General features: G+C 63.5%; 18 protein-coding genes. 8 read left to right on the top strand and 10 right to left on the bottom strand.

What is annotated here, in order from left to right; translation table 11 throughout:
- Positions 1 to 101: 101 nt before the first annotated feature.
- Entirely contained in the window at positions 102 to 581 is a 480-nt protein-coding gene (locus ACQKPZ_RS12245) for a VOC family protein (RefSeq protein ID WP_403197028.1), read from the bottom strand.
- A gap of 262 nt (positions 582 to 843) precedes the next feature.
- Between ACQKPZ_RS12245 and ACQKPZ_RS12240 the strand changes: the two genes are divergently transcribed.
- Positions 844 to 1,494 carry a TIGR04211 family SH3 domain-containing protein gene (locus tag ACQKPZ_RS12240; RefSeq protein WP_391131794.1) on the top strand — a complete coding sequence of 217 codons (651 nt, stop codon included), beginning with the start codon at positions 844 to 846 and terminating at the stop codon, positions 1,492 to 1,494.
- Positions 1,495 to 1,616: 122 nt separating this feature from the next.
- On the opposite strand, the gene ACQKPZ_RS12235 is transcribed toward ACQKPZ_RS12240, so the two are convergent.
- Positions 1,617 to 1,880, bottom strand: a complete 264-nt coding sequence (locus ACQKPZ_RS12235) for a hypothetical protein (protein ID WP_391131792.1) — start codon at positions 1,878 to 1,880, stop codon at positions 1,617 to 1,619.
- 94 nt (positions 1,881 to 1,974) lie between these two features.
- Positions 1,975 to 2,895, bottom strand: a complete 921-nt coding sequence (locus tag ACQKPZ_RS12230; protein ID WP_427538195.1) for a LysR family transcriptional regulator — start codon at positions 2,893 to 2,895, stop codon at positions 1,975 to 1,977.
- A 124-nt stretch (positions 2,896 to 3,019) separates the two neighbouring features.
- Here ACQKPZ_RS12230 and ACQKPZ_RS12225 point away from each other — a divergent pair, with 124 nt between their 5' ends.
- Both ACQKPZ_RS12225 and ACQKPZ_RS12220 read left to right on the top strand, forming a co-directional pair.
- A complete protein-coding gene (locus ACQKPZ_RS12225) occupies positions 3,020 to 3,754 on the top strand; it encodes an SDR family NAD(P)-dependent oxidoreductase (RefSeq protein ID WP_427538192.1) in 735 nt (244 codons plus the stop codon).
- A gap of 18 nt (positions 3,755 to 3,772) precedes the next feature.
- Entirely contained in the window at positions 3,773 to 3,979 is a 207-nt protein-coding gene (locus ACQKPZ_RS12220) for a tautomerase family protein (protein WP_427538189.1), read from the top strand.
- Between the two features lie 134 nt (positions 3,980 to 4,113).
- Here ACQKPZ_RS12220 and ACQKPZ_RS12215 read toward each other — a convergent pair whose 3' ends face one another.
- Positions 4,114 to 4,995 (bottom strand): LysR family transcriptional regulator, encoded by an 882-nt coding sequence (locus ACQKPZ_RS12215; protein WP_427538186.1) that lies wholly within the window; start codon positions 4,993 to 4,995, stop codon positions 4,114 to 4,116.
- Positions 4,996 to 5,211: 216 nt separating this feature from the next.
- Here ACQKPZ_RS12215 and argC point away from each other — a divergent pair, with 216 nt between their 5' ends.
- Together argC and ACQKPZ_RS12205 are read left to right on the top strand one after the other, a co-directional pair.
- Positions 5,212 to 6,153 (top strand): N-acetyl-gamma-glutamyl-phosphate reductase, encoded by a 942-nt coding sequence (gene argC / locus ACQKPZ_RS12210; protein ID WP_427538183.1) that lies wholly within the window; start codon positions 5,212 to 5,214, stop codon positions 6,151 to 6,153.
- A gap of 79 nt (positions 6,154 to 6,232) precedes the next feature.
- Positions 6,233 to 6,919, top strand: a complete 687-nt coding sequence (locus tag ACQKPZ_RS12205; protein WP_427538180.1) for a GNAT family N-acetyltransferase — start codon at positions 6,233 to 6,235, stop codon at positions 6,917 to 6,919.
- A 111-nt stretch (positions 6,920 to 7,030) separates the two neighbouring features.
- On the opposite strand, the gene ACQKPZ_RS12200 is transcribed toward ACQKPZ_RS12205, so the two are convergent.
- The 5 genes from ACQKPZ_RS12200 to ACQKPZ_RS12180 form a co-directional block, all read right to left on the bottom strand.
- Positions 7,031 to 7,786, bottom strand: coding sequence for an ABC transporter permease (locus tag ACQKPZ_RS12200; RefSeq protein ID WP_427538177.1), 756 nt, complete (start codon positions 7,784 to 7,786; stop codon positions 7,031 to 7,033).
- The gene (locus tag ACQKPZ_RS12195; RefSeq protein WP_427538174.1) at positions 7,786 to 8,991 is read right to left on the bottom strand and encodes an ABC transporter substrate-binding protein; all 1,206 of its coding nucleotides are present in this window, start codon (positions 8,989 to 8,991) and stop codon (positions 7,786 to 7,788) included. The genes ACQKPZ_RS12200 and ACQKPZ_RS12195 overlap by 1 nt, the downstream gene beginning before the upstream one ends.
- On the bottom strand, positions 8,978 to 9,799 hold the full coding sequence (locus ACQKPZ_RS12190; protein WP_427538171.1) for an ABC transporter ATP-binding protein: 822 nt from the start codon (positions 9,797 to 9,799) through the stop codon (positions 8,978 to 8,980). The genes ACQKPZ_RS12195 and ACQKPZ_RS12190 overlap by 14 nt, the downstream gene beginning before the upstream one ends.
- Complete coding sequence (locus ACQKPZ_RS12185; RefSeq protein WP_427538168.1) at positions 9,796 to 10,860, bottom strand: acyl-CoA dehydrogenase family protein; 1,065 nt, start codon at positions 10,858 to 10,860, stop codon at positions 9,796 to 9,798. The genes ACQKPZ_RS12190 and ACQKPZ_RS12185 overlap by 4 nt, the downstream gene beginning before the upstream one ends.
- Positions 10,861 to 10,959: 99 nt before the next feature.
- Positions 10,960 to 11,520 carry a carboxymuconolactone decarboxylase family protein gene (locus tag ACQKPZ_RS12180; protein ID WP_391131771.1) on the bottom strand — a complete coding sequence of 187 codons (561 nt, stop codon included), beginning with the start codon at positions 11,518 to 11,520 and terminating at the stop codon, positions 10,960 to 10,962.
- Between the two features lie 102 nt (positions 11,521 to 11,622).
- On the opposite strand from ACQKPZ_RS12180, the gene ACQKPZ_RS12175 reads away from it, so the two are divergent.
- Positions 11,623 to 12,534 (top strand): AraC family transcriptional regulator, encoded by a 912-nt coding sequence (locus ACQKPZ_RS12175; protein ID WP_427538165.1) that lies wholly within the window; start codon positions 11,623 to 11,625, stop codon positions 12,532 to 12,534.
- Here the strand turns inward: ACQKPZ_RS12175 and ACQKPZ_RS12170 are convergent, their stop codons facing one another.
- Positions 12,535 to 13,074 carry an RrF2 family transcriptional regulator gene (locus ACQKPZ_RS12170; protein ID WP_427538162.1) on the bottom strand — a complete coding sequence of 180 codons (540 nt, stop codon included), beginning with the start codon at positions 13,072 to 13,074 and terminating at the stop codon, positions 12,535 to 12,537.
- Positions 13,075 to 13,342: 268 nt separating this feature from the next.
- Here ACQKPZ_RS12170 and ACQKPZ_RS12165 point away from each other — a divergent pair, with 268 nt between their 5' ends.
- Together ACQKPZ_RS12165 and ACQKPZ_RS12160 are read left to right on the top strand one after the other, a co-directional pair.
- The gene (locus tag ACQKPZ_RS12165) at positions 13,343 to 14,545 is read left to right on the top strand and encodes an NAD(P)/FAD-dependent oxidoreductase (protein WP_427538159.1); all 1,203 of its coding nucleotides are present in this window, start codon (positions 13,343 to 13,345) and stop codon (positions 14,543 to 14,545) included.
- Positions 14,546 to 14,777: 232 nt separating this feature from the next.
- Positions 14,778 to 16,403 (top strand): methyl-accepting chemotaxis protein, encoded by a 1,626-nt coding sequence (locus ACQKPZ_RS12160; RefSeq protein WP_427538156.1) that lies wholly within the window; start codon positions 14,778 to 14,780, stop codon positions 16,401 to 16,403.
- Positions 16,404 to 16,521: the final 118 nt, after the last annotated feature.

The following is a 16,521-nucleotide window of genomic DNA, read 5'->3' as shown; positions in this document are numbered from 1 at the left end:
CGCCACCTGATTTTAGGAACAGCGGCACGGCTCGATAAGCGATATTTTCCAGGGCAAACAGATAACCGCAGCGTATGAAAGGGCAAGCCACTGCGCAGGGGTCACCCCTTCAAGGCCGCCGCGATTGTCGCCACGTCGATCTTGCCCATCTGCATCATGGCATCGAACGCCCGCTTGGCCGCCGCACGGTCGGGATGGCCGATGGCTTCGATCAGGATGCGAGGGGTGATCTGCCAGGAAATCCCCCATTTGTCCTTGCACCAGCCGCACACGCTGGCCTCGCCACCGTTACCGACAATCGCATCCCACAAGCGGTCGGTTTCAGCCTGGTCCTCGGTACTGACCTGGAACGAGAACGCCTCACAGTGCGTGAAGGCCTTGCCACCATTGAGCCCTACGCAGGGTATGCCCATGACGGTGAATTCCACGGTGATGACGTCGCCCTCCTTGCCCGAGGGGTAATCACTTGGTGCCTTGTGCAGCGCGAGCACTTCGCTGTCCGGGAAGACGCTGGCGTAGAAGTTGGCAGCCTGCTCGGCATCGTTGTCATACCAGAGGCAGATGGTGTTCTTGGCAGTCATGGCTTTGCTCCATGAAAAGGTGTGGAACCATTGAGTCTAGTCGCAGCCTTGGCGCCCCCAAAAGCACCCCATACGCAGCGCCAGAACATCATCGGCAAGGAAGCGCTCTAGGTCGGGTTCTGCAACATTCCGCAGACATTTCCGACATCAGGCAGTGAACCTGCTGACAAAAAAACGGTCTTTCGCTGACGGTCAACTCACCGACCGGTTCATCGGCCCAGTCACCGGGCCTACTTTTGTCCTGTTTCAGCGAAGACCCAACATGCCCGATTCCCGCCCAACTGCTTCCGCCCTCCCTGCCCTGCGCGGTGGCCTGATTGCCGCCCTGGTAGCCCTCGCCCTACCCGTGCACGCCGAAGAGCCCGCCAGTGACGCACGCTGGGTCAGCGACAGCCTGAGCACCTACGTGCGCAGCGGCCCGACCGATGGCCACCGTATTGTCGGCACCCTCAAGTCCGGGCAGAAACTGACCCTGGTCGGCAGCCAGGGCAATTACAGCCAGGTGCGCGGGCAGAATGGCGACGTGGTGTGGATCCTCAGCAATGACCTGCAGGCCGTGCCGGGGCAGAACGAGCGCCTGCCGCAGCTCGATGCCCAGGTGGCAGAGCTGACCGGGCAGTTGAAGACCATCGACGACAGCTGGAAGAACCGCGTGCAGGGCATGCAGGAAACCCTCGATTCACGCAAGAAGCTGAACGACGAACTGGAAGCGCGCAACAAGGCGCTGAGCGAACAGCTTGACCAGAGCCAATCGGACCTGCGCGATACCCAGGCCCGCCTGGGTGACGAGAACAAGCAGGTGATGATGCGCTACATGGTGTATGGCGGCAGCATTGCCGGGGCGGGGTTGCTGGCAGGGTTGATCTTGCCGGCGCTGACCCGGGGGCGGAAGAAGAACGATCGCTGGTTCTGATTGCTTGACCATCCCGCGCTGGCCTCTTCGCGGGTGAACCCGCTCCCACAGGGGTCTCACTGTTCTTGAAAACAGTGTAGTACCTGTGGGAGCGGGTTTACCCGCGAATAACCGGCAAGGGCTTACTTGCTACGTGCCTTGTTATAGATAGTCTTGGCCTGGTCCGCCGAGGCCTGGCACTGGGTATAGTCACCCTTGCTCTGGGCATCCTTGGCATTTTGCATGTGGACCTTGAAGTCATGGGCCATACCGCCATGCATCGCCTGGCCACTGGCCTTGTGGAAATCCTCAAGTTCCTTGATCTTCGCTGCACAGTTGCTTGCCGGGTCGGCATGGGCGGCAAAACTCAACACAGAAGCAATCACCAGCAGTACGATGGACTTCATGGAGTGTTCTCCTGGGAAATCGGAAGGGTCATCGAGATGAGATTGGCTCGACGCAGCAAAGAGCATAGTCGGCCATGCGCCCCTGCGCCTTGGATCAGCCTGGCTGCCGTGCCCCTTCGGCAAACAGGAAGTCAATGAACACCCGCACCCGCAACGGCATGTGTGGGGCATGCGGGTAGATCAGCATGAACGGGCGTGTCGTCCCGCCAAACCCGGCAAGTACTTCCACCAGTTCACCGCTGGCCAGTGCGTCCTGCACGGTAAAGCGATACGCCTGCATCAACCCGCCGCCATGGCGCACCAGCGTGGCCGTGGCAAGGAAGTCGCCCAGGCAGGTAAATGCGCCTTGGGTTTCGATTTCAACCTGGCGGCCATCCTGGCGAAAGCTCCACGGCGGGCGGCGGCCGCTGCTGGGCATTTCGAACTGAATGCACTCGTGCTGCTGCAAGTCCTGCGGCACCAGCGGTATGCCGGCACGGGCCAGGTAACCCGGGGTGGCAACCACTACCAACTCGGCATCTTCAAGACGGCGCGCCACCAGGCGTGAGTCGGCCGGTTCGCGACCACGGATGGCCAGGTCGAATGGCTCTTCGGCAAAGTCGACGTTACGGTTACTGACATGCACATCCACCTGTACCTGCGGATAGCGCTGGCGAAAGCGCGGTAGCAACGGCAACAGCCGGTGGTGCGCATAGGGCGTGGGCGCACTGATGCGCAAGCGGCCGCTTGGCTCGAGCTGCCCGCCTGTTACCTGGCGCTCGGCTTCGACCAGTTGCCCCAGCGCCTGCCGGCATTGCTGGTAATAGGCCTGGCCTGCTGCCGACAGCCGCATCTGCCGCGTGGTGCGGACAAACAGGCGCACGCCAAGGCGCTCCTCCAGGCGCGCCACACTGCGGCTGACTGCCGCCGGGGTAACGCCAGCTTCCGTAGCAGCCGCCGTAAAACTGCCGCTGTCGGCGGCCAGGCAGAACAGTTCCAGGCTGCCCAGTTGCAAGTCATCAAAATGGCGGGTCATGGCGGCTCGATTGATTACATGATGTATCGATTGAAATGCCCTGCGGCTCATTTTTCAAGTGCTGATGGCGGCCTACAGTGGCGTCACACCGAGCCAATGGCTCATTTCACTGGAGAGCACACACATGAACAAGCCAAGCACCGTCATCATCACAGGGGCCTCCAGCGGCTTGGGGTTCGCCCTGGCCGAGGCCTTCCTCGAACGCGGTGACAACGTGGTCGGCAATGCCCGTAGCCAGGCCCGCCTGGATCAGGCCGCCGCCCGGCTCGGCAACCCTTCACGCTTTATCGGCGTAGCAGGCGACATCGCCGAGGCTGGCACCGCGCAGCGGTTGTTCAGCACCGCGCTGCACACCTTTGGCAGCGTGGACATCCTGATCAACAACGCCGGCATCTTCATTGCCAAACCCTTTGCCGACTACAGCGAGGCCGATGTCGACGCCCTGGTGGGCACCAATCTCAAGGGCTTTTTCTATCCGTCCCAGGAAGCGGCGCGGATCATGAGCCAACAAGGGCACGGGCAGATCATCGCCATCACCGCGTCCATTGCACTGCAACCGGACACGCGCGTGCCAGCGTTGCTGCCGGTGCTGGTCAAGGGCGGCCTGAACCAGGCGGTCAAGGGCCTGGCGCTGGAACTGGCGGCCAGCGGCGTGCAGGTGAATGCCGTGGCGCCGGGGATCATTGCTACACCGCTGCATGGCGACACTGTGCAAGGGATGGGCGTGTTGTCGCCCAGTGGCCGCACCGGCACGCCCCAGGATGTGGTAGACGCCGTGCTGTACCTGGCCGATTCACGCTTTGTCAGTGGTGTAATCCTGCCGGTGGATGGCGGCAGTACCGCTGGCACCTGGCACTGACCTGAGGAGCGTACAACCATGCCTTATGTCCATATTCGCGTGACCGATGAAGGGGTTACTGCCGAGCACAAGCGCCAGCTTATCGAAGGGACGACGCGCCTTTTGCAGGAGGTGCTGGGCAAACCGCCGGCCAGTACCTTTGTGGTGATCGAAGAGGTGCCTACCGATAACTGGGGGGTGGGTGGAGAGACGGTGACTGCAGTCCGGGCGCGAGAGCGAGGTTGAAGCGGGGGCTGCTCTGCAGCCCTTTCGCGACACAAGGCCGCTCCTACAGGTACAGCGCATCAGCTGAAATCAACGCAATACCTGTGGGAGCGGCCTTGTGTCGCGAAAGGGCCGCAAAGCGGCCCCCAGAGCCCTCACTGCCGCAGCCGCTCCAACGCTTGCAACACATACCCCGTGGCCCGCTCCGCCTGCCCTTCCCGGCAGGCGATGCCCAGCTGCCGCCACAACCCTGGCCGCAGAGGCCGGCGCGCAATGCGCCGGTCCAGTTCGGCCGCCTCGCCTTCCTGCGGCAACAACGTCGCCCCGTACCCTGCACCTACCAGGCTTTTGATCGCATCGTTGTAATTCAGCTCGATGCGCGGCTCGGGGTACAACCCGGCTGCCGCAAACCATTCCCCTGTTACCCGCGACAACTGGGTGCTGCTGTCGTTGAGGATCAACGCCCGCTGGGCAAGCCAGGCCGGCGTGACCTTGGCCGGCGGCTGCCAGTCGGCCGGCACATAGGCCAGGATCGGGTCGCGCCGCCAGGGGGTGACAGTCAGCCCTTTGCCGGCCACCTGCGGCAAGGCCACCAGGCCGATATCCAGTGTGCCCTCACGTAAACGCACCAGTGATGCCTGGGACGTCAGCACCTGCACCTGCACATCAATCCCCGGATGCTCCGCTCGCAGGTGCGCCAGCGCCTGTGGCAGCAAGTGGGCAATGGCGCCGGTGGATGCCCCCAGGCGTACCCGGCCAGTCAACCCTTCGACCTGGCGGCGCACTTCATCCAGGGCCAGATCAGCGTCGGCCAGCAGGCGCCGGGCACGGGCCAGCAGCGTTTCACCGATGGCCGTGGGACGCACCTGGCCGCGGGTGCGGCTAAGCAATGGGGTGCCGATACGCGCTTCCAGTTCAGCCACATGCAGGCTGATGGTGGGCGGTGCCAGGTTGAGCTGGCGGGCGGCCTCGGCGAAGGAGCCAAGGTCACTGATGACCACCAGGGTGCGCAGGCGGTCGAGGCTGATTTCGCGCATGGTCTGTTCCGGCCCTTTCGCGGGTAAACCCGCTCCCACAGGTTCACCACCAATCCCACAAACGGTGCCGTCCCTGTGGGAGCGGGTTTACCCGCGAGAGGGCCGGCGCAGAGAAACTTATTCAGTAAACCTGAACATATCGATCATCATATTCAAATTTTCATCACCAGAGCCATAGGCGAGCATAGGTCATCCCTCCCCGACCGGACCCCGACCATGCACACCCCTGTTGTTTTCATCGACGGCGACCAAGGCACAACCGGCTTGCAGATCCATGCCCGCCTGCAAGGCCGCAGCGACCTGCGCCTGCTTACCCTGCCCGAAGCCGAGCGCAAGGACCCGCAGCGCCGCCGAGAGGCCATCAACAGCGCCGACATTGCCCTGCTGTGCCTGCCTGACGATGCCGCGCGCGAGGCCGTGGCGGCGATCCATAACCCGCAGGTGCGGGTAATCGACGCCAGCTCCGCGCACCGCACCACCCCGGGTTGGGTCTATGGGCTGCCGGAGCTGGACGAGCAACAAGCCGAACGGATCGCCCAAAGCAAGCGTGTCAGCAACCCGGGCTGCTACCCCACCGGCGCCATTGCCCTGCTGCGCCCGCTGGTCAACGCAGGGTTGCTGCCGGCCGACTACCCGCTGGGCATCCATGCCATTTCCGGCTACTCCGGCGGTGGTCGCGCCGCGGTCGAACGCCACGAACAGGCGGGTGCCGACAAGGCGCCGACGTTGCAACTTTATGGGCTGGAACTGGCGCACAAGCACGTGCCCGAAATCCAGCAGCATGCCGGGCTGTCGGCGCGGCCGGTGTTCATGCCTGGTTACGGCGCCTACCGCCAGGGCATCGTGCTGAGCATCCCGCTGCAATTGCGCCTGCTGCCCGGCCAGGTCAGCGCCGAACAACTGCAGGCCTGCCTTGAACAGCACTACCAGGGCGCCCGCCACGTCCAGGTGATGCCGCTGCATCAGCAAGGTGCAGCCGCCAACCTCGACCCCGAGGCATTGAACGACAGCAACGACCTGCGTCTGGCGCTGTATGCCAACCCCGAACATGGCCAGGTTTTGCTCACGGCAGTGTTCGACAACCTGGGCAAAGGTGCTTCAGGGGCGGCGGTGCAAAACCTCGACCTGATGCTCGGTGCAATACAGGTGCAAGGCTGACACGACAAAACCGGTTAAACTGTGCAGCCCACGCCAGCCTGGCGCGGGCTGTATACCCAACCGCCGGAGCCCGTCCCCGATGTTCATCCTGAGCCGCCTCGACAGCGTGCCGCCCGAATCTTTCCAGAACCAGATCCGCGAGCTGGTCATTCACAATGTCGGCGAACTGAGCAGTGTTGCCATCACCGCCGACAACCCGCTGTACCCGCTGTACCAGTACGGCGTCGGCATGGAGGTGCACCAGTACCTGCAAGCGCTGGACGGCACCCGCGGCCTGGCCGTGGCGCTGACCCTGGCGCTGGATGCCGAAGCGCCGGACCAGTTGCTGGGCTTTGCCCTGTCGCTGCCGGCCGAGGACGATGAGCAAGCATGCGCATTGGCATTTCTTGCCGTACGCGCCAGCCATCGCCGCCAGGGTATCGCCCGCGCCCTGCTGGGCGACCTGCAAGCACGCCATGCCTGTGTGGAGCTGAATGCCTTTGCCAGCCAGGTGCCATGGTTTGAAGCGATGGGCATGCAAGTGGTGGCCGCCAATGGGCCGCAGGTACTGATGAGCAGTACCGGGCAGGCCAGTGGTGCGCTGATCGGGCGGTTGGACATTGCGCCGATTTACCAGACGGCAGAAGTGCTGCAGATTCATACCTACCTGCTTAACCAGCAGGGTGAAGATGCGATGATCGACGCGGAACAGATGCGCGATGAGCGGCTGGATGAACTCGCCGGACAGGCGCTGGAATGTGTGCGGCAGCGCAAGACTGTGCATTGATCCGAGGGCCTCTTCGCGGGCTCGCCCGCTCCCACAGGGATACCATCAGGCCCAAGGGCGGTGAAGTACCTGTGGGAGCGGGCAAGCCCGCGAAGAAGCCAACCTGGCCCGTCAGCCATGCACCCAGCGCCGATGCAACCCACGGGCCAGTGCATCGAGCATAAACCCGAGCACGCCAATCAACAGCACCATCGCCATCAGCTCGGAATACGCCAGCCGGTCACGGGTATCGAGGATGAAATACCCCAGCCCCGCACTCACCCCAAGCATTTCGCACGGCACCAGTACAATCCACAGAATGCCGATGGCCAGACGCACGCCAGTCAGCACATGACCGATCACCCCCGGCACGATCACCTTGCACAGGGTTTCCCAGCGCGTGGCACTCAAGCTGCGGCTCAGTTGCAACCAGCGTGGGTCCAGCTGCCTCACCCCGGCCGCCGTGTTGAGCAAGATCGGCCATAACGCAGCGAACGCAAGCAAGAAGTAGATCGGCTGGTCGCCCACGCCCATCAACATCACTACCACCGGCATCCACGACAGCGGCGAGATCATGCGCAGGAACTGGAACGCTGGCGTGGTAGCCGCCTCCAGGTGCCGGTAACTGCCCACCAGCAAGCCCAGCGGCACGCCGATAAGCAATGCCAGCAACAACCCGACCAGGATGCGCTTGAGGCTGACCCAGATATGCCCGTAGACCTCGCCCTGCCCCAGCAACTCGACCAGGCTGGCTAGGGTAGCGGCCGGCGAAAAACGGGCAGACAGGCCGTCGGCCTGGCCGAACACGGCAACACCGGCCCACCACAACAGCAACAAACCCGACAACCCGGCCAGCCCAAGGCTGGCATGTACCACATACGTGCGCATCAGACCGCAAACTCCTCGCTACGCTCGAAGTTGTCGGCAATGCCGAACACCGACGGCCCGCCGACCGCAGCAATGGCATTGCGCACGAAGCGGTCGTCGACCAGGTCGCGAGCGGTTTGCGCCGGGTCAAGCCCGGCAAGGAACGCATTGTCGCCTTCGATCAAGGTGGTTTTCAGGCGCTTGACCAGCTCTTCGGTATAGCTGGGGAACGGGTACGGCTGGAAGTCGATGCGTTTTTCATCCCACTGCTGATGGCGTATGGCGCCAGTGGCAATGTAGCCGGCACGGTCCTCGGCGGCCGGGGCCAGTACCTTGGCCAGCACTGCGGGGTCGTGCGGCGTGTATTTGTTGGGGCCGGCCTTGGACAGCAAGGCCGCGGCTTCGGCGCGGTGGTCGCGGGTCCAGTGCTGGGCCTTGACGATGGCGTTGACCACCTTTTGCGACCACTCCGGGCGGTTGTTCAGGTCGTGCTCGTGCATGAACACTACGCAGCACGCGTGGTTGCGCCATACATCGCCGGTAAAACGCTGCACGCGGCCAACCTTGAGGTTCTCGGCCAGGGCATTGAAGGGCTCGGCGACAATGTAGCCAGCGATGCGCTTGCTGGCCAAGGCTGGCGGCATGTCGGAGGGCGGCAGCACCAGCAGGTTGACCTCGGTGGCAGCCAGCTGCGCGTTGGCGGGTTTCGACACCGGCGTCAGGCCATTGTCGTTCAGCATCTGCTGCAACACCACGTTATGGATCGAATACCAAAACGGGATGGCCACCGTCTTGCCGCCGAGCTGCTTCATGTCGGTGATGTCCGGGGCCACCGTCAGGCCCGAACCGCCGACGTGGTTCCAGGCCACCACCTTGGCGGGTACCTTGCTGGCGTAGCGCGCCCACACCGTCATGGGTGAAAGCAGGTGGATGACGTTGACCTGGCCCGAGATGAACGCCTCGATCACCTGTGCCCAGCTGCGCAGCAGCACCGGGCGCTCGGCCTTGATGCCTTCGGCTTCGAACAGGCCGTTATTGTGTGCCACCAGCAAAGGCGTGGCGTCGGTGATCGGCAGGTAGCCAATGCGCACTGGCGCGTCCCGCTCAGAAGCAGCGCGGGCTTGCAGGCTTGAGAGCAACGGCAGCGCACCGGCAGCCGTGAGCATGGCGCCGAGCTTGAGGAAATCGCGACGCGAAGAAGAGGAACAGCAGTCATCCATGCACATGGACAGCCTCCGAGGGCAACGGGGTTGGGGTAGGTTCGACTGTGCGGCTTGCCCGCCGAAGGGTTTTGAGGATTTCGATACGCAACACCCCCAGTTCCTCAACCCGGTGGGTCCGCGGTTGCGGCAGGTCGATGTGCCATTGGCCGAGGATGTGCGCCGGGTGGTTGCCCAGTAGCAGAACCCGGTCGGACAACAGCAGGGCTTCGTCGATATCGTGGGTGATCAACACTGCCGCCGTGTTGTGGGTGGCGATCAGTTGCAGCAGCAGTTGCTGCATGTCGGCCCGGGTCACTTCATCCAGCGCGCCGAAGGGCTCGTCCAGCAGCAGCACTTCGGGCTGGCGGGCCAGGCAGCGGGCCAGCGCCGTGCGCTGGGCCATGCCGCCAGACAATTGCGCCGGGTATTGGCCACGGGCGTGGGCCAGGCCCACGGCGGCAATCGCATGGTCGATGCGCGCACGCCGCTCGGCCGCAGCCAACCTGGGCTGGCGGGCGAAGTCCAGGCCAAAGGCGACGTTTTTCTCCAGGCTCAGCCAGGGCAGCAGGCTCGGGTCCTGGAAGGCCACCGCCAGGCGTGGGTGCGGCCCCTCCAGCGGTTGGCCGTGCAAGGTCACGCTGCCGCCACGGGGTGCTTGCAGGCCCGCCAGAACCCGCAGCAGGCTGGACTTGCCCACGCCACTGGGGCCCAGAATGCTTACCACCTCGCCCGGCGCCAGTTGCAGGTCGAACTGCGCCAGCACCTGCTGCCAGCCACCCTCGCACGGGTAGCCCAGGCTGATATCACGGGCTTCGAGCAGCACTGAACTCATGCCGCGCCCGCCTGGCGTTGCAGTTCGGCGCGCAATTGCACCAGGCTGGGCGTGACGATCGGTACGAATGCCGATTCACGCCAGCGGCGGGCAAACCCTTCGCCATACTCGCTGAGGTAGGCCTTGCCACCACTGGCCTGCAATTCCAGCTGCACGGCATCGGCGGCACTTTCGGCCAGGGTGATGCGCAGCTTGAACAAGGCTGCCGGCTGCTGCTGGAAGCGGCCATCGAGCAAGCCCTGCTTGAGCTCGCTCACGGTGTTTTCCAGGCGTTCGCTGAGTACCTGGCGTGCCTCGTCGAGGAACGAGGCACGGCCATGCAGGTGTCCCTGAACCTCTTCCAGTGCCCGTCGCGCCAGGCCGATGGCCATGCCACATTGCAGCGCCAGAAACGCCGGGCGCACCCGCGGCAGAAACTCGCGGGCGTTCTCGTGCACCAGCCAGTCACGCGCCAACGGCACCTGGTGGAAGGCCAGTGCCGCCGTGTTGCTCGACTGCAGGCCCATCAGTTGCAGGTCATCGGAGCGCTCCAGGCCCTGGGCATCGGAAGGAATGGCCAGTATGAACGGTGCGCCACCGGCTTCGTCTTCGATGGCCGCCGCCACCACAAAACCGCTTTTACGCAGGTTGGTCACCCAGTGCAGGCGCCCTTCCAGGTTCCAGCCATCGCTTGCAGGGCGACCGCGCACCTGCAACGCTTCGATGCCCGACAGGAACTTCATGGCGTTGGACAGCCCGGTAGCGCCGGCCAGTTCGCCGGTCAGCAGGCGTGGCAGCAAGCGCTCACGCAGCGCCTGGTTGGGGCTGTGCAACAGGTATTCGATAAAGGCACGCTGGCCCCAGCAGACGAAGGCTGAAGCCAACGAGCGGCTGGCGATGGCGGCAATCGCCTCGACCGCGTCGGTTACTTGCCCGCCGGTGCCACCCAAGGCCGGATCGACACCGATACGCAGCAGCTGGGATTCGGCGATCTGTGCCAGCACCTGCTGCGGTTCGCACAGGCCCCGGTCGATGGCCTCGGCATTGGCATCCAGCCAGTGTCGAAATGCGCAATCTTGCATGGTCTTGCTCCTTTGGGAACGCCGGGGCCGCCTTGCGGCCCATTCGCGGCACAAGGCCGCTCCTACAACGACCGGGTCAGGGCCGCTATCACACGTGGGTTACGCCGAAGGCTGCCAGCGGTATTTGCCAAGCTCGTCGTTGAGCGGCGTCTGGGCGAAAACATTAGCAAAGTTGCACAGGGTTGCGAGGCTGACCCCAAGAATCACTTCCAGTGCGTTGCCTTCGCTGAAGCCGGCTTCACGGAACGCCTGGTAGGTTGCTTCGCTGACATTGCCACGGGTGGCAATCACTTCGCGGGCGAATGCAGCCAGGGTTTCGTAACGGGCATCGGGCAGCTCGCCACGGGCTCGCAGGGCATCGACCACCTCTTGTGGCAGCTTGGCCTTGTTCAACGCCACGGCAGTGTGGCCGGCCACGCAGAAGTCGCAGCCATGCTGGGTGGCGGCAATCAGCTGCACCACTTCGCGTTCAGCCAGGCTCAGTTCGGACTTGCCGTTGAGCGCCGAAACGGTCACGTAGGTTTCCAGTGCCGCCGGGGCATTGGCTAGTACACCCAACAGGTTGGGGATGAAGCCCGAGTTTTTCTGCGCATTTTCGAGGAACGGACGTGCTGCTTCCGGGGCGCTCTGCAGCGTGTGTAAAGTAATACGCGAGGACATGCAGTGGTCTCCTTTGATGGGTGTCACTACAGTCTGTTGGTTATAAGAATTACCCTCCATATTCATCAGTCGCCTTTCCTTGCTCGTGAGTGTTTGCATTAGATGATTTCGTCCAGCCACCTTGTCGATTGGTTATTAGAAGGCCTGGAGCTGGATGCCAGCCTGTTCCATGTGGGCCGTTATTGCGGCGGCTGGCACGCCAGCACCCAGGGCATGGGCCGCGCGAGCTTCCACCTGGTAGTGCAAGGGCATTGCTGGCTGCACATCGACGGCCAGCCGCAGCCGGTACTGCTGGAGAAGGGAGATGCGGTGTTCCTTATGCGCGACCTGGCCTATCGCCTGTCCAGTGACCAGGACCCGGTAGACGCCTGTGCTCAGCCGCGTCAAACCATGCAGGCACTGGATAGCGAGGCGAGCGACGGGGTTGGGCTGGTCTGCGGCTTCTTCCACTTCCACAGCGGCTTGTCTTCGCTGATTGTCGAGGGCCTGGCTGACTGGATCTTGCTGCGCGCCGACGAGCCCGCCGGCAGTGCGGCGCGGGCGCTGTTCGCGTTGATTCTGGAGGAGTGCCGACGTGCCGCAGGCCCGTCGCAGGCGTTGCTGGAGCGGCTGACGCACCTGTTGTTCCTGTATGTGCTACGCCAGCAGGTGAATGCCGGCCAGTCACTGGGCGGGCTGGTCGCCCTCGCCCGCCAGCCGGCGTTTGCCGGGTTACTGGAACAGTTGATCGAGCAACCGGGGCAAGCCTGGACACTGGAGAGCATGGCCGCCTGCACCGGCTTGTCGCGGTCGGCATTTTTCAAACGGTTCAACGAACTGGCCGGGCAATCGCCGGGGCAAGTGCTGCTGGCGCTGCGCATGCGCCATGCCAGCCAGTTGCTGCGGGCGGGGAATACTGTTGAACAGGTGGGCGCGCAGGTGGGGTATCAGTCGGTGGCGGCGTTTACCCGGGCGTTTGCCAAGGCGGTGGGGATTCAACCGGGGGCATATCGGCGCCAGCATGAAGGGCGCTGATCAGACCTGACTGACCGGAATATCACCGGCCCCTTTACCCTCCCGCCGCTCGCCCATCCAGGCATTGACCTTCTGCCCGAACTCCGCCGGAGCCTTGCGCCCGAAGCGCCGGGACAGATCGAGGATTGTCTGCTGCGCCAACGCCTCTTCCATGCGTTTCTGCGCCCCCAGCATCACGGCATGGATCGCGCACGTGCCTTCAGTCGCCCAGCCGGGGGCAGCCCCCTCAAACAACGTGCATCGCTCACGAATCTCCCGGCAGTCGAAGATCTTCTTCGGCCCGTCAATGGCATTGACGATATCCAGCACGGTGATCTCGTCCGACGGCCGCGCCAAGCGGAAACCACCACGCACGCCCTCAGTCGCCGCCACCAGTTTGGCCCGGGCGAGCTTGGTGAAGACCTTGGCCAGGTACTCCTGGGGCACGCCCTGCAGCTCCGCCAGGTCACGCACGCTGGACTCACGGGTGTCCCCGCGCTCGTCCACGAGGTAGAGCAGGCAATGGATGCCGTATTCGACGCCAGCACTGTAGAGCGACATATAAATCTCCGACCAACTTTGTCGCAAATAGTACGCCTATCGATGAGCCTGCGCAAAGCCACCACGCGCCGCCCGTCGCCTTCGCTGGTTTCGAGAGCGGTCATGGAAGGCTTGATTCACATGGACTTGACCCTGCCTGCCAGCGATTCGCCAACGGCCCTAACGAAAAAAAAGCTTGCCGACTTGAACTGCGATCAATACAGTCGTAGTTATTCGAGCAGCACAACCGATGCCCTCGAAGCCCTCTTCAACCTTGCGGAGCTCTTCCATGAAATCGAACATCCTCATCATCGGTGCCGGCTTTGCCGGTGTGTGGAGCGCCCTGAGCGCCGCCCGCCTGCTCGACCAGGCCCAGCGCGACGACCTGAACATCAGCGTTCTGGCGCCACAGCCGGAGCTGCGCATCCGCCCGCGCTTCTACGAGGCCGACGTGCACAGCCTGAAGGCACCGGTAGGTGAACTGTTCGACGCAGTCGGTGTGCGCTTCATTACCGGCAATGCCGAGGCCATCGATGCCGAAAACCGTAGCGTCAGCTACACCGATGCCAACGGCCAGCGTCAGCAAATTGCCTATGATCGACTGATCCTCGCCGCTGGCAGCCAGGTGGCACGCCCGGCGATTCCGGGCCTGGCAGAACACGCTTTTGATGTCGACCAGATGGAGTCGGCGGTGAAACTTGAGCAGCACCTGGTCGGCCTGGCCGCCCTGCCCGCATCAAAGGCACGCAACACGGTGGTGGTGTGCGGCGGCGGCTTCACTGGCATCGAAACCGCCACGGAAATCCCCGTCCGCCTGCGTGCCATCCTGGGCAGCGATGCTGAGGTACGGGTAGTGGTGATCGACCGTGGCACCCACGTCGGTGCTGCACTTGGTGCCGGCATCACCCCATCGATCATTGCAGCCAGTGAACAGGCGGGCGCCGAGTGGCTGACCGGCACCTCGGTGGTGGCTGTAGATGCCGGCGGCGTCACACTGGACAACGGCGAGTACATCGCCAGCAACACCGTAATCTGGACCGCCGGCGTCAAGGCCAGCCCGCTGACCGCGCAGGTTGCCGGCGAGCGTGACAACTTCGGCCGGCTCAAGGTCGACGATCACCTGAAAGTGGTGGGCCAGCAGCACATCTATGCCACCGGTGATACCGCCTGGGCAGCCGTCGACGAGATCGGCAACCACGCCCTGATGACCTGCCAGCACGCTATTCCGATGGGCCGCCACAGTGGCAACAATGCCATGGCCGATCTGCTCGGGGTGGCGCCGGTTGTTTACCGCCAGCCAAAGTACGTTACCTGCCTTGACCTGGGCGAATGGGGCGCGGCATACAGCGAAGGTTGGGAGCGGGAACTGAAACTTCAGGGCCAGGAAGGCAAGAACCTGAAACGCCAGATCAACTCAGTGTGGATCTACCCGCCAGCGGCTGATCGCGCCGTGGCCCTGGCTGCAGCCGATCCGATGATTGCGATCGTTTAACAGCAAGATCCTGACAAAACCGTCAACAAACGACGGTTTTGTCAATCATGCCGTTACATTGTTGGACTGTTCAACAATGATGGCCATATGGCATCATCAGAATCAAAAAAGTATTCAAGAGGGTGAGGCACAACTACTAATCCGCAGCGCATCAAGAGCCTGGCGCCATTCCGGTGACCCGGCTTACCGACCAAGCTCCTGACGCCTGCACGCCACCGTCAAGGAGCATTCCATGCAGTTACGGAATATGAAGATCGGCATTCGCGCTGCCAGCGTGTTCGCCCTGTTGGGCATCCTGGTCCTGTTCATGGGCCTTATCGCACTCTACGAAACCCGCCAGATGGACAAGGCCACCGACGAAATCCGGGTCACCTGGATGCCCGCCGTGGTAGCCCTGGGTGACATCAGCAGCAACCTCGGGCGCGCCCGCGCCGTCACCCTGCGTGCAGCACTGGACGACAACCCTGCCGAGCGCGCACGGAACATTCAGATGCTCGACGGCATCAACACCGAACTCAAGGACGGCCTCAAGGACTACGCCGACACCATCATCGCGGCCGACGACCGCGCCTTGTTCAACACCTTCAATGAGGCGTACCAGCAGTACCTCAACCTGCAACTGCAAGTGTTGCAGGACATCGCCGCAGGCCGCATGGACGAAGCCAAGCAGCAAATCAGCGGCCCGCTTACCCAGCGCGCCGACAGCATGATGAAGGCCATGACCGCCCTGATCGCCTACAACAGCAAGGGCGCCGAAGATGCTTCGCAGCGCAGCAGTGACGTAGCCGACGAAGCGTTCACCGCCATCATCGCCTCGTTGCTGGTCATCATGTTCGCCCTGGCCGCCATTGCCACCGCACTTACCCGCAGCATCGTGGTGCCGCTGGCCGATGCCGTGGCGGTCGCCGAACGTGTCGCCACCGGCGACCTTACCCGGGAAATTCGCGCTTCCGGCCGCGACGAGCCAGCCTTGCTGTTGCGTGCCCTGAGCCGCATGCAGGAGAGCCTGCGCGATACCATCCGCAAGATCGCCGCCTCGTCCGACCAACTGGCTTCGGCCTCGGAAGAACTGCACACCGTCACCGAAGACACCAGCCGTGGATTGCACCAGCAAAGCGCAGAGATCGACCAGGCCGCCACGGCCGTCAACCAGATGACCGCCGCCGTGGAGGAAGTGGCGAGCAATGCGGTCAGTACCGCCGATGCCTCCAGAGGCGCCGACCAGACCACCCGCGATGGCCGTGACCGGGTCAATCAGGCGCTGGCGTCCATCCAGCACCTGGTGGCTGACGTAACCGGCACCTCGGCCGAAATCGAGCAACTGGCCAGCAATGCCAACGAGATCAGCCGCGTACTGGATGTGATTGGCGCGATTGCCGGGCAAACCAACCTGCTGGCGCTCAACGCCGCCATCGAAGCGGCTCGCGCCGGCGAGGCGGGCCGTGGCTTTGCCGTGGTGGCGGACGAGGTGCGTGCCCTCGCCCACCGCACCCAGCAATCGACAGCGGAGATCGAGCAGATGATCGCCGGCATCCAGAACGGTACCGAGCGGGCGGTGACGGCAATGCACAGCAGCCAGGGGCGCGCGACGGGGACGCTGGAAGTGGCCCAGGGTGCGGGGCAGGCGTTGGAAGTAATTGCCGAGGCGATTGCATCGATAAACCAGCGCAACCTGGTGATTGCCAGTGCTTCGGAGCAGCAGGCGCAGGTGGCGCGGGAGGTTGATCGTAACCTGGTGAATATCCGTGACCTGTCGATGCAGACATCGGCGGGGGCCAACCAGACCAGTGCGGCGGCGCAGGATCTCTCGCGCCTTGCCGTGGACCTGAATGGCATGGTGGCGCAGTTCAAGGTTTGATCTATGAATGCGGGGGCTGCTTTGCAGCCCATCGCGACACAAGGCCGCTCCTATGTATGGACTCGCCCACACTGTCTAATTGCTTTTGAACATAGGAACCCGGTTGCATCTATGTATC

The sequence above is a fragment of the Pseudomonas sp. NPDC089547 genome, from assembly GCF_050280665.1.
Lineage (GTDB): Bacteria > Pseudomonadota > Gammaproteobacteria > Pseudomonadales > Pseudomonadaceae > Aquipseudomonas.
Note: the sequence above shows the minus strand (reverse complement) of the source record. Positions and strands in the feature narration are given on the sequence as shown.

Bases quoted from the DNA above. Each gene is read 5' to 3' on its own strand.
- ACQKPZ_RS12245 (WP_403197028.1), bottom strand. From the start codon at position 581: ATGACTGCCAAGAACACCATCTGCCTCTGGTATGACAACGATGCCGAG.
- ACQKPZ_RS12240 (WP_391131794.1), top strand. From the start codon at position 844: ATGCCCGATTCCCGCCCAACTGCTTCCGCCCTCCCTGCCCTGCGCGGT.
- ACQKPZ_RS12235 (WP_391131792.1), bottom strand. From the start codon at position 1,880: ATGAAGTCCATCGTACTGCTGGTGATTGCTTCTGTGTTGAGTTTTGCC.
- ACQKPZ_RS12230 (WP_427538195.1), bottom strand. From the start codon at position 2,895: ATGACCCGCCATTTTGATGACTTGCAACTGGGCAGCCTGGAACTGTTC.
- ACQKPZ_RS12225 (WP_427538192.1), top strand. From the start codon at position 3,020: ATGAACAAGCCAAGCACCGTCATCATCACAGGGGCCTCCAGCGGCTTG.
- ACQKPZ_RS12220 (WP_427538189.1), top strand. From the start codon at position 3,773: ATGCCTTATGTCCATATTCGCGTGACCGATGAAGGGGTTACTGCCGAG.
- ACQKPZ_RS12215 (WP_427538186.1), bottom strand. From the start codon at position 4,995: ATGCGCGAAATCAGCCTCGACCGCCTGCGCACCCTGGTGGTCATCAGT.
- argC (WP_427538183.1), top strand. From the start codon at position 5,212: ATGCACACCCCTGTTGTTTTCATCGACGGCGACCAAGGCACAACCGGC.
- ACQKPZ_RS12205 (WP_427538180.1), top strand. From the start codon at position 6,233: ATGTTCATCCTGAGCCGCCTCGACAGCGTGCCGCCCGAATCTTTCCAG.
- ACQKPZ_RS12200 (WP_427538177.1), bottom strand. From the start codon at position 7,786: ATGCGCACGTATGTGGTACATGCCAGCCTTGGGCTGGCCGGGTTGTCG.
- ACQKPZ_RS12195 (WP_427538174.1), bottom strand. From the start codon at position 8,991: ATGTGCATGGATGACTGCTGTTCCTCTTCTTCGCGTCGCGATTTCCTC.
- ACQKPZ_RS12190 (WP_427538171.1), bottom strand. From the start codon at position 9,799: ATGAGTTCAGTGCTGCTCGAAGCCCGTGATATCAGCCTGGGCTACCCG.
- ACQKPZ_RS12185 (WP_427538168.1), bottom strand. From the start codon at position 10,860: ATGCAAGATTGCGCATTTCGACACTGGCTGGATGCCAATGCCGAGGCC.
- ACQKPZ_RS12180 (WP_391131771.1), bottom strand. From the start codon at position 11,520: ATGTCCTCGCGTATTACTTTACACACGCTGCAGAGCGCCCCGGAAGCA.
- ACQKPZ_RS12175 (WP_427538165.1), top strand. From the start codon at position 11,623: ATGATTTCGTCCAGCCACCTTGTCGATTGGTTATTAGAAGGCCTGGAG.
- ACQKPZ_RS12170 (WP_427538162.1), bottom strand. From the start codon at position 13,074: ATGTCGCTCTACAGTGCTGGCGTCGAATACGGCATCCATTGCCTGCTC.
- ACQKPZ_RS12165 (WP_427538159.1), top strand. From the start codon at position 13,343: ATGAAATCGAACATCCTCATCATCGGTGCCGGCTTTGCCGGTGTGTGG.
- ACQKPZ_RS12160 (WP_427538156.1), top strand. From the start codon at position 14,778: ATGCAGTTACGGAATATGAAGATCGGCATTCGCGCTGCCAGCGTGTTC.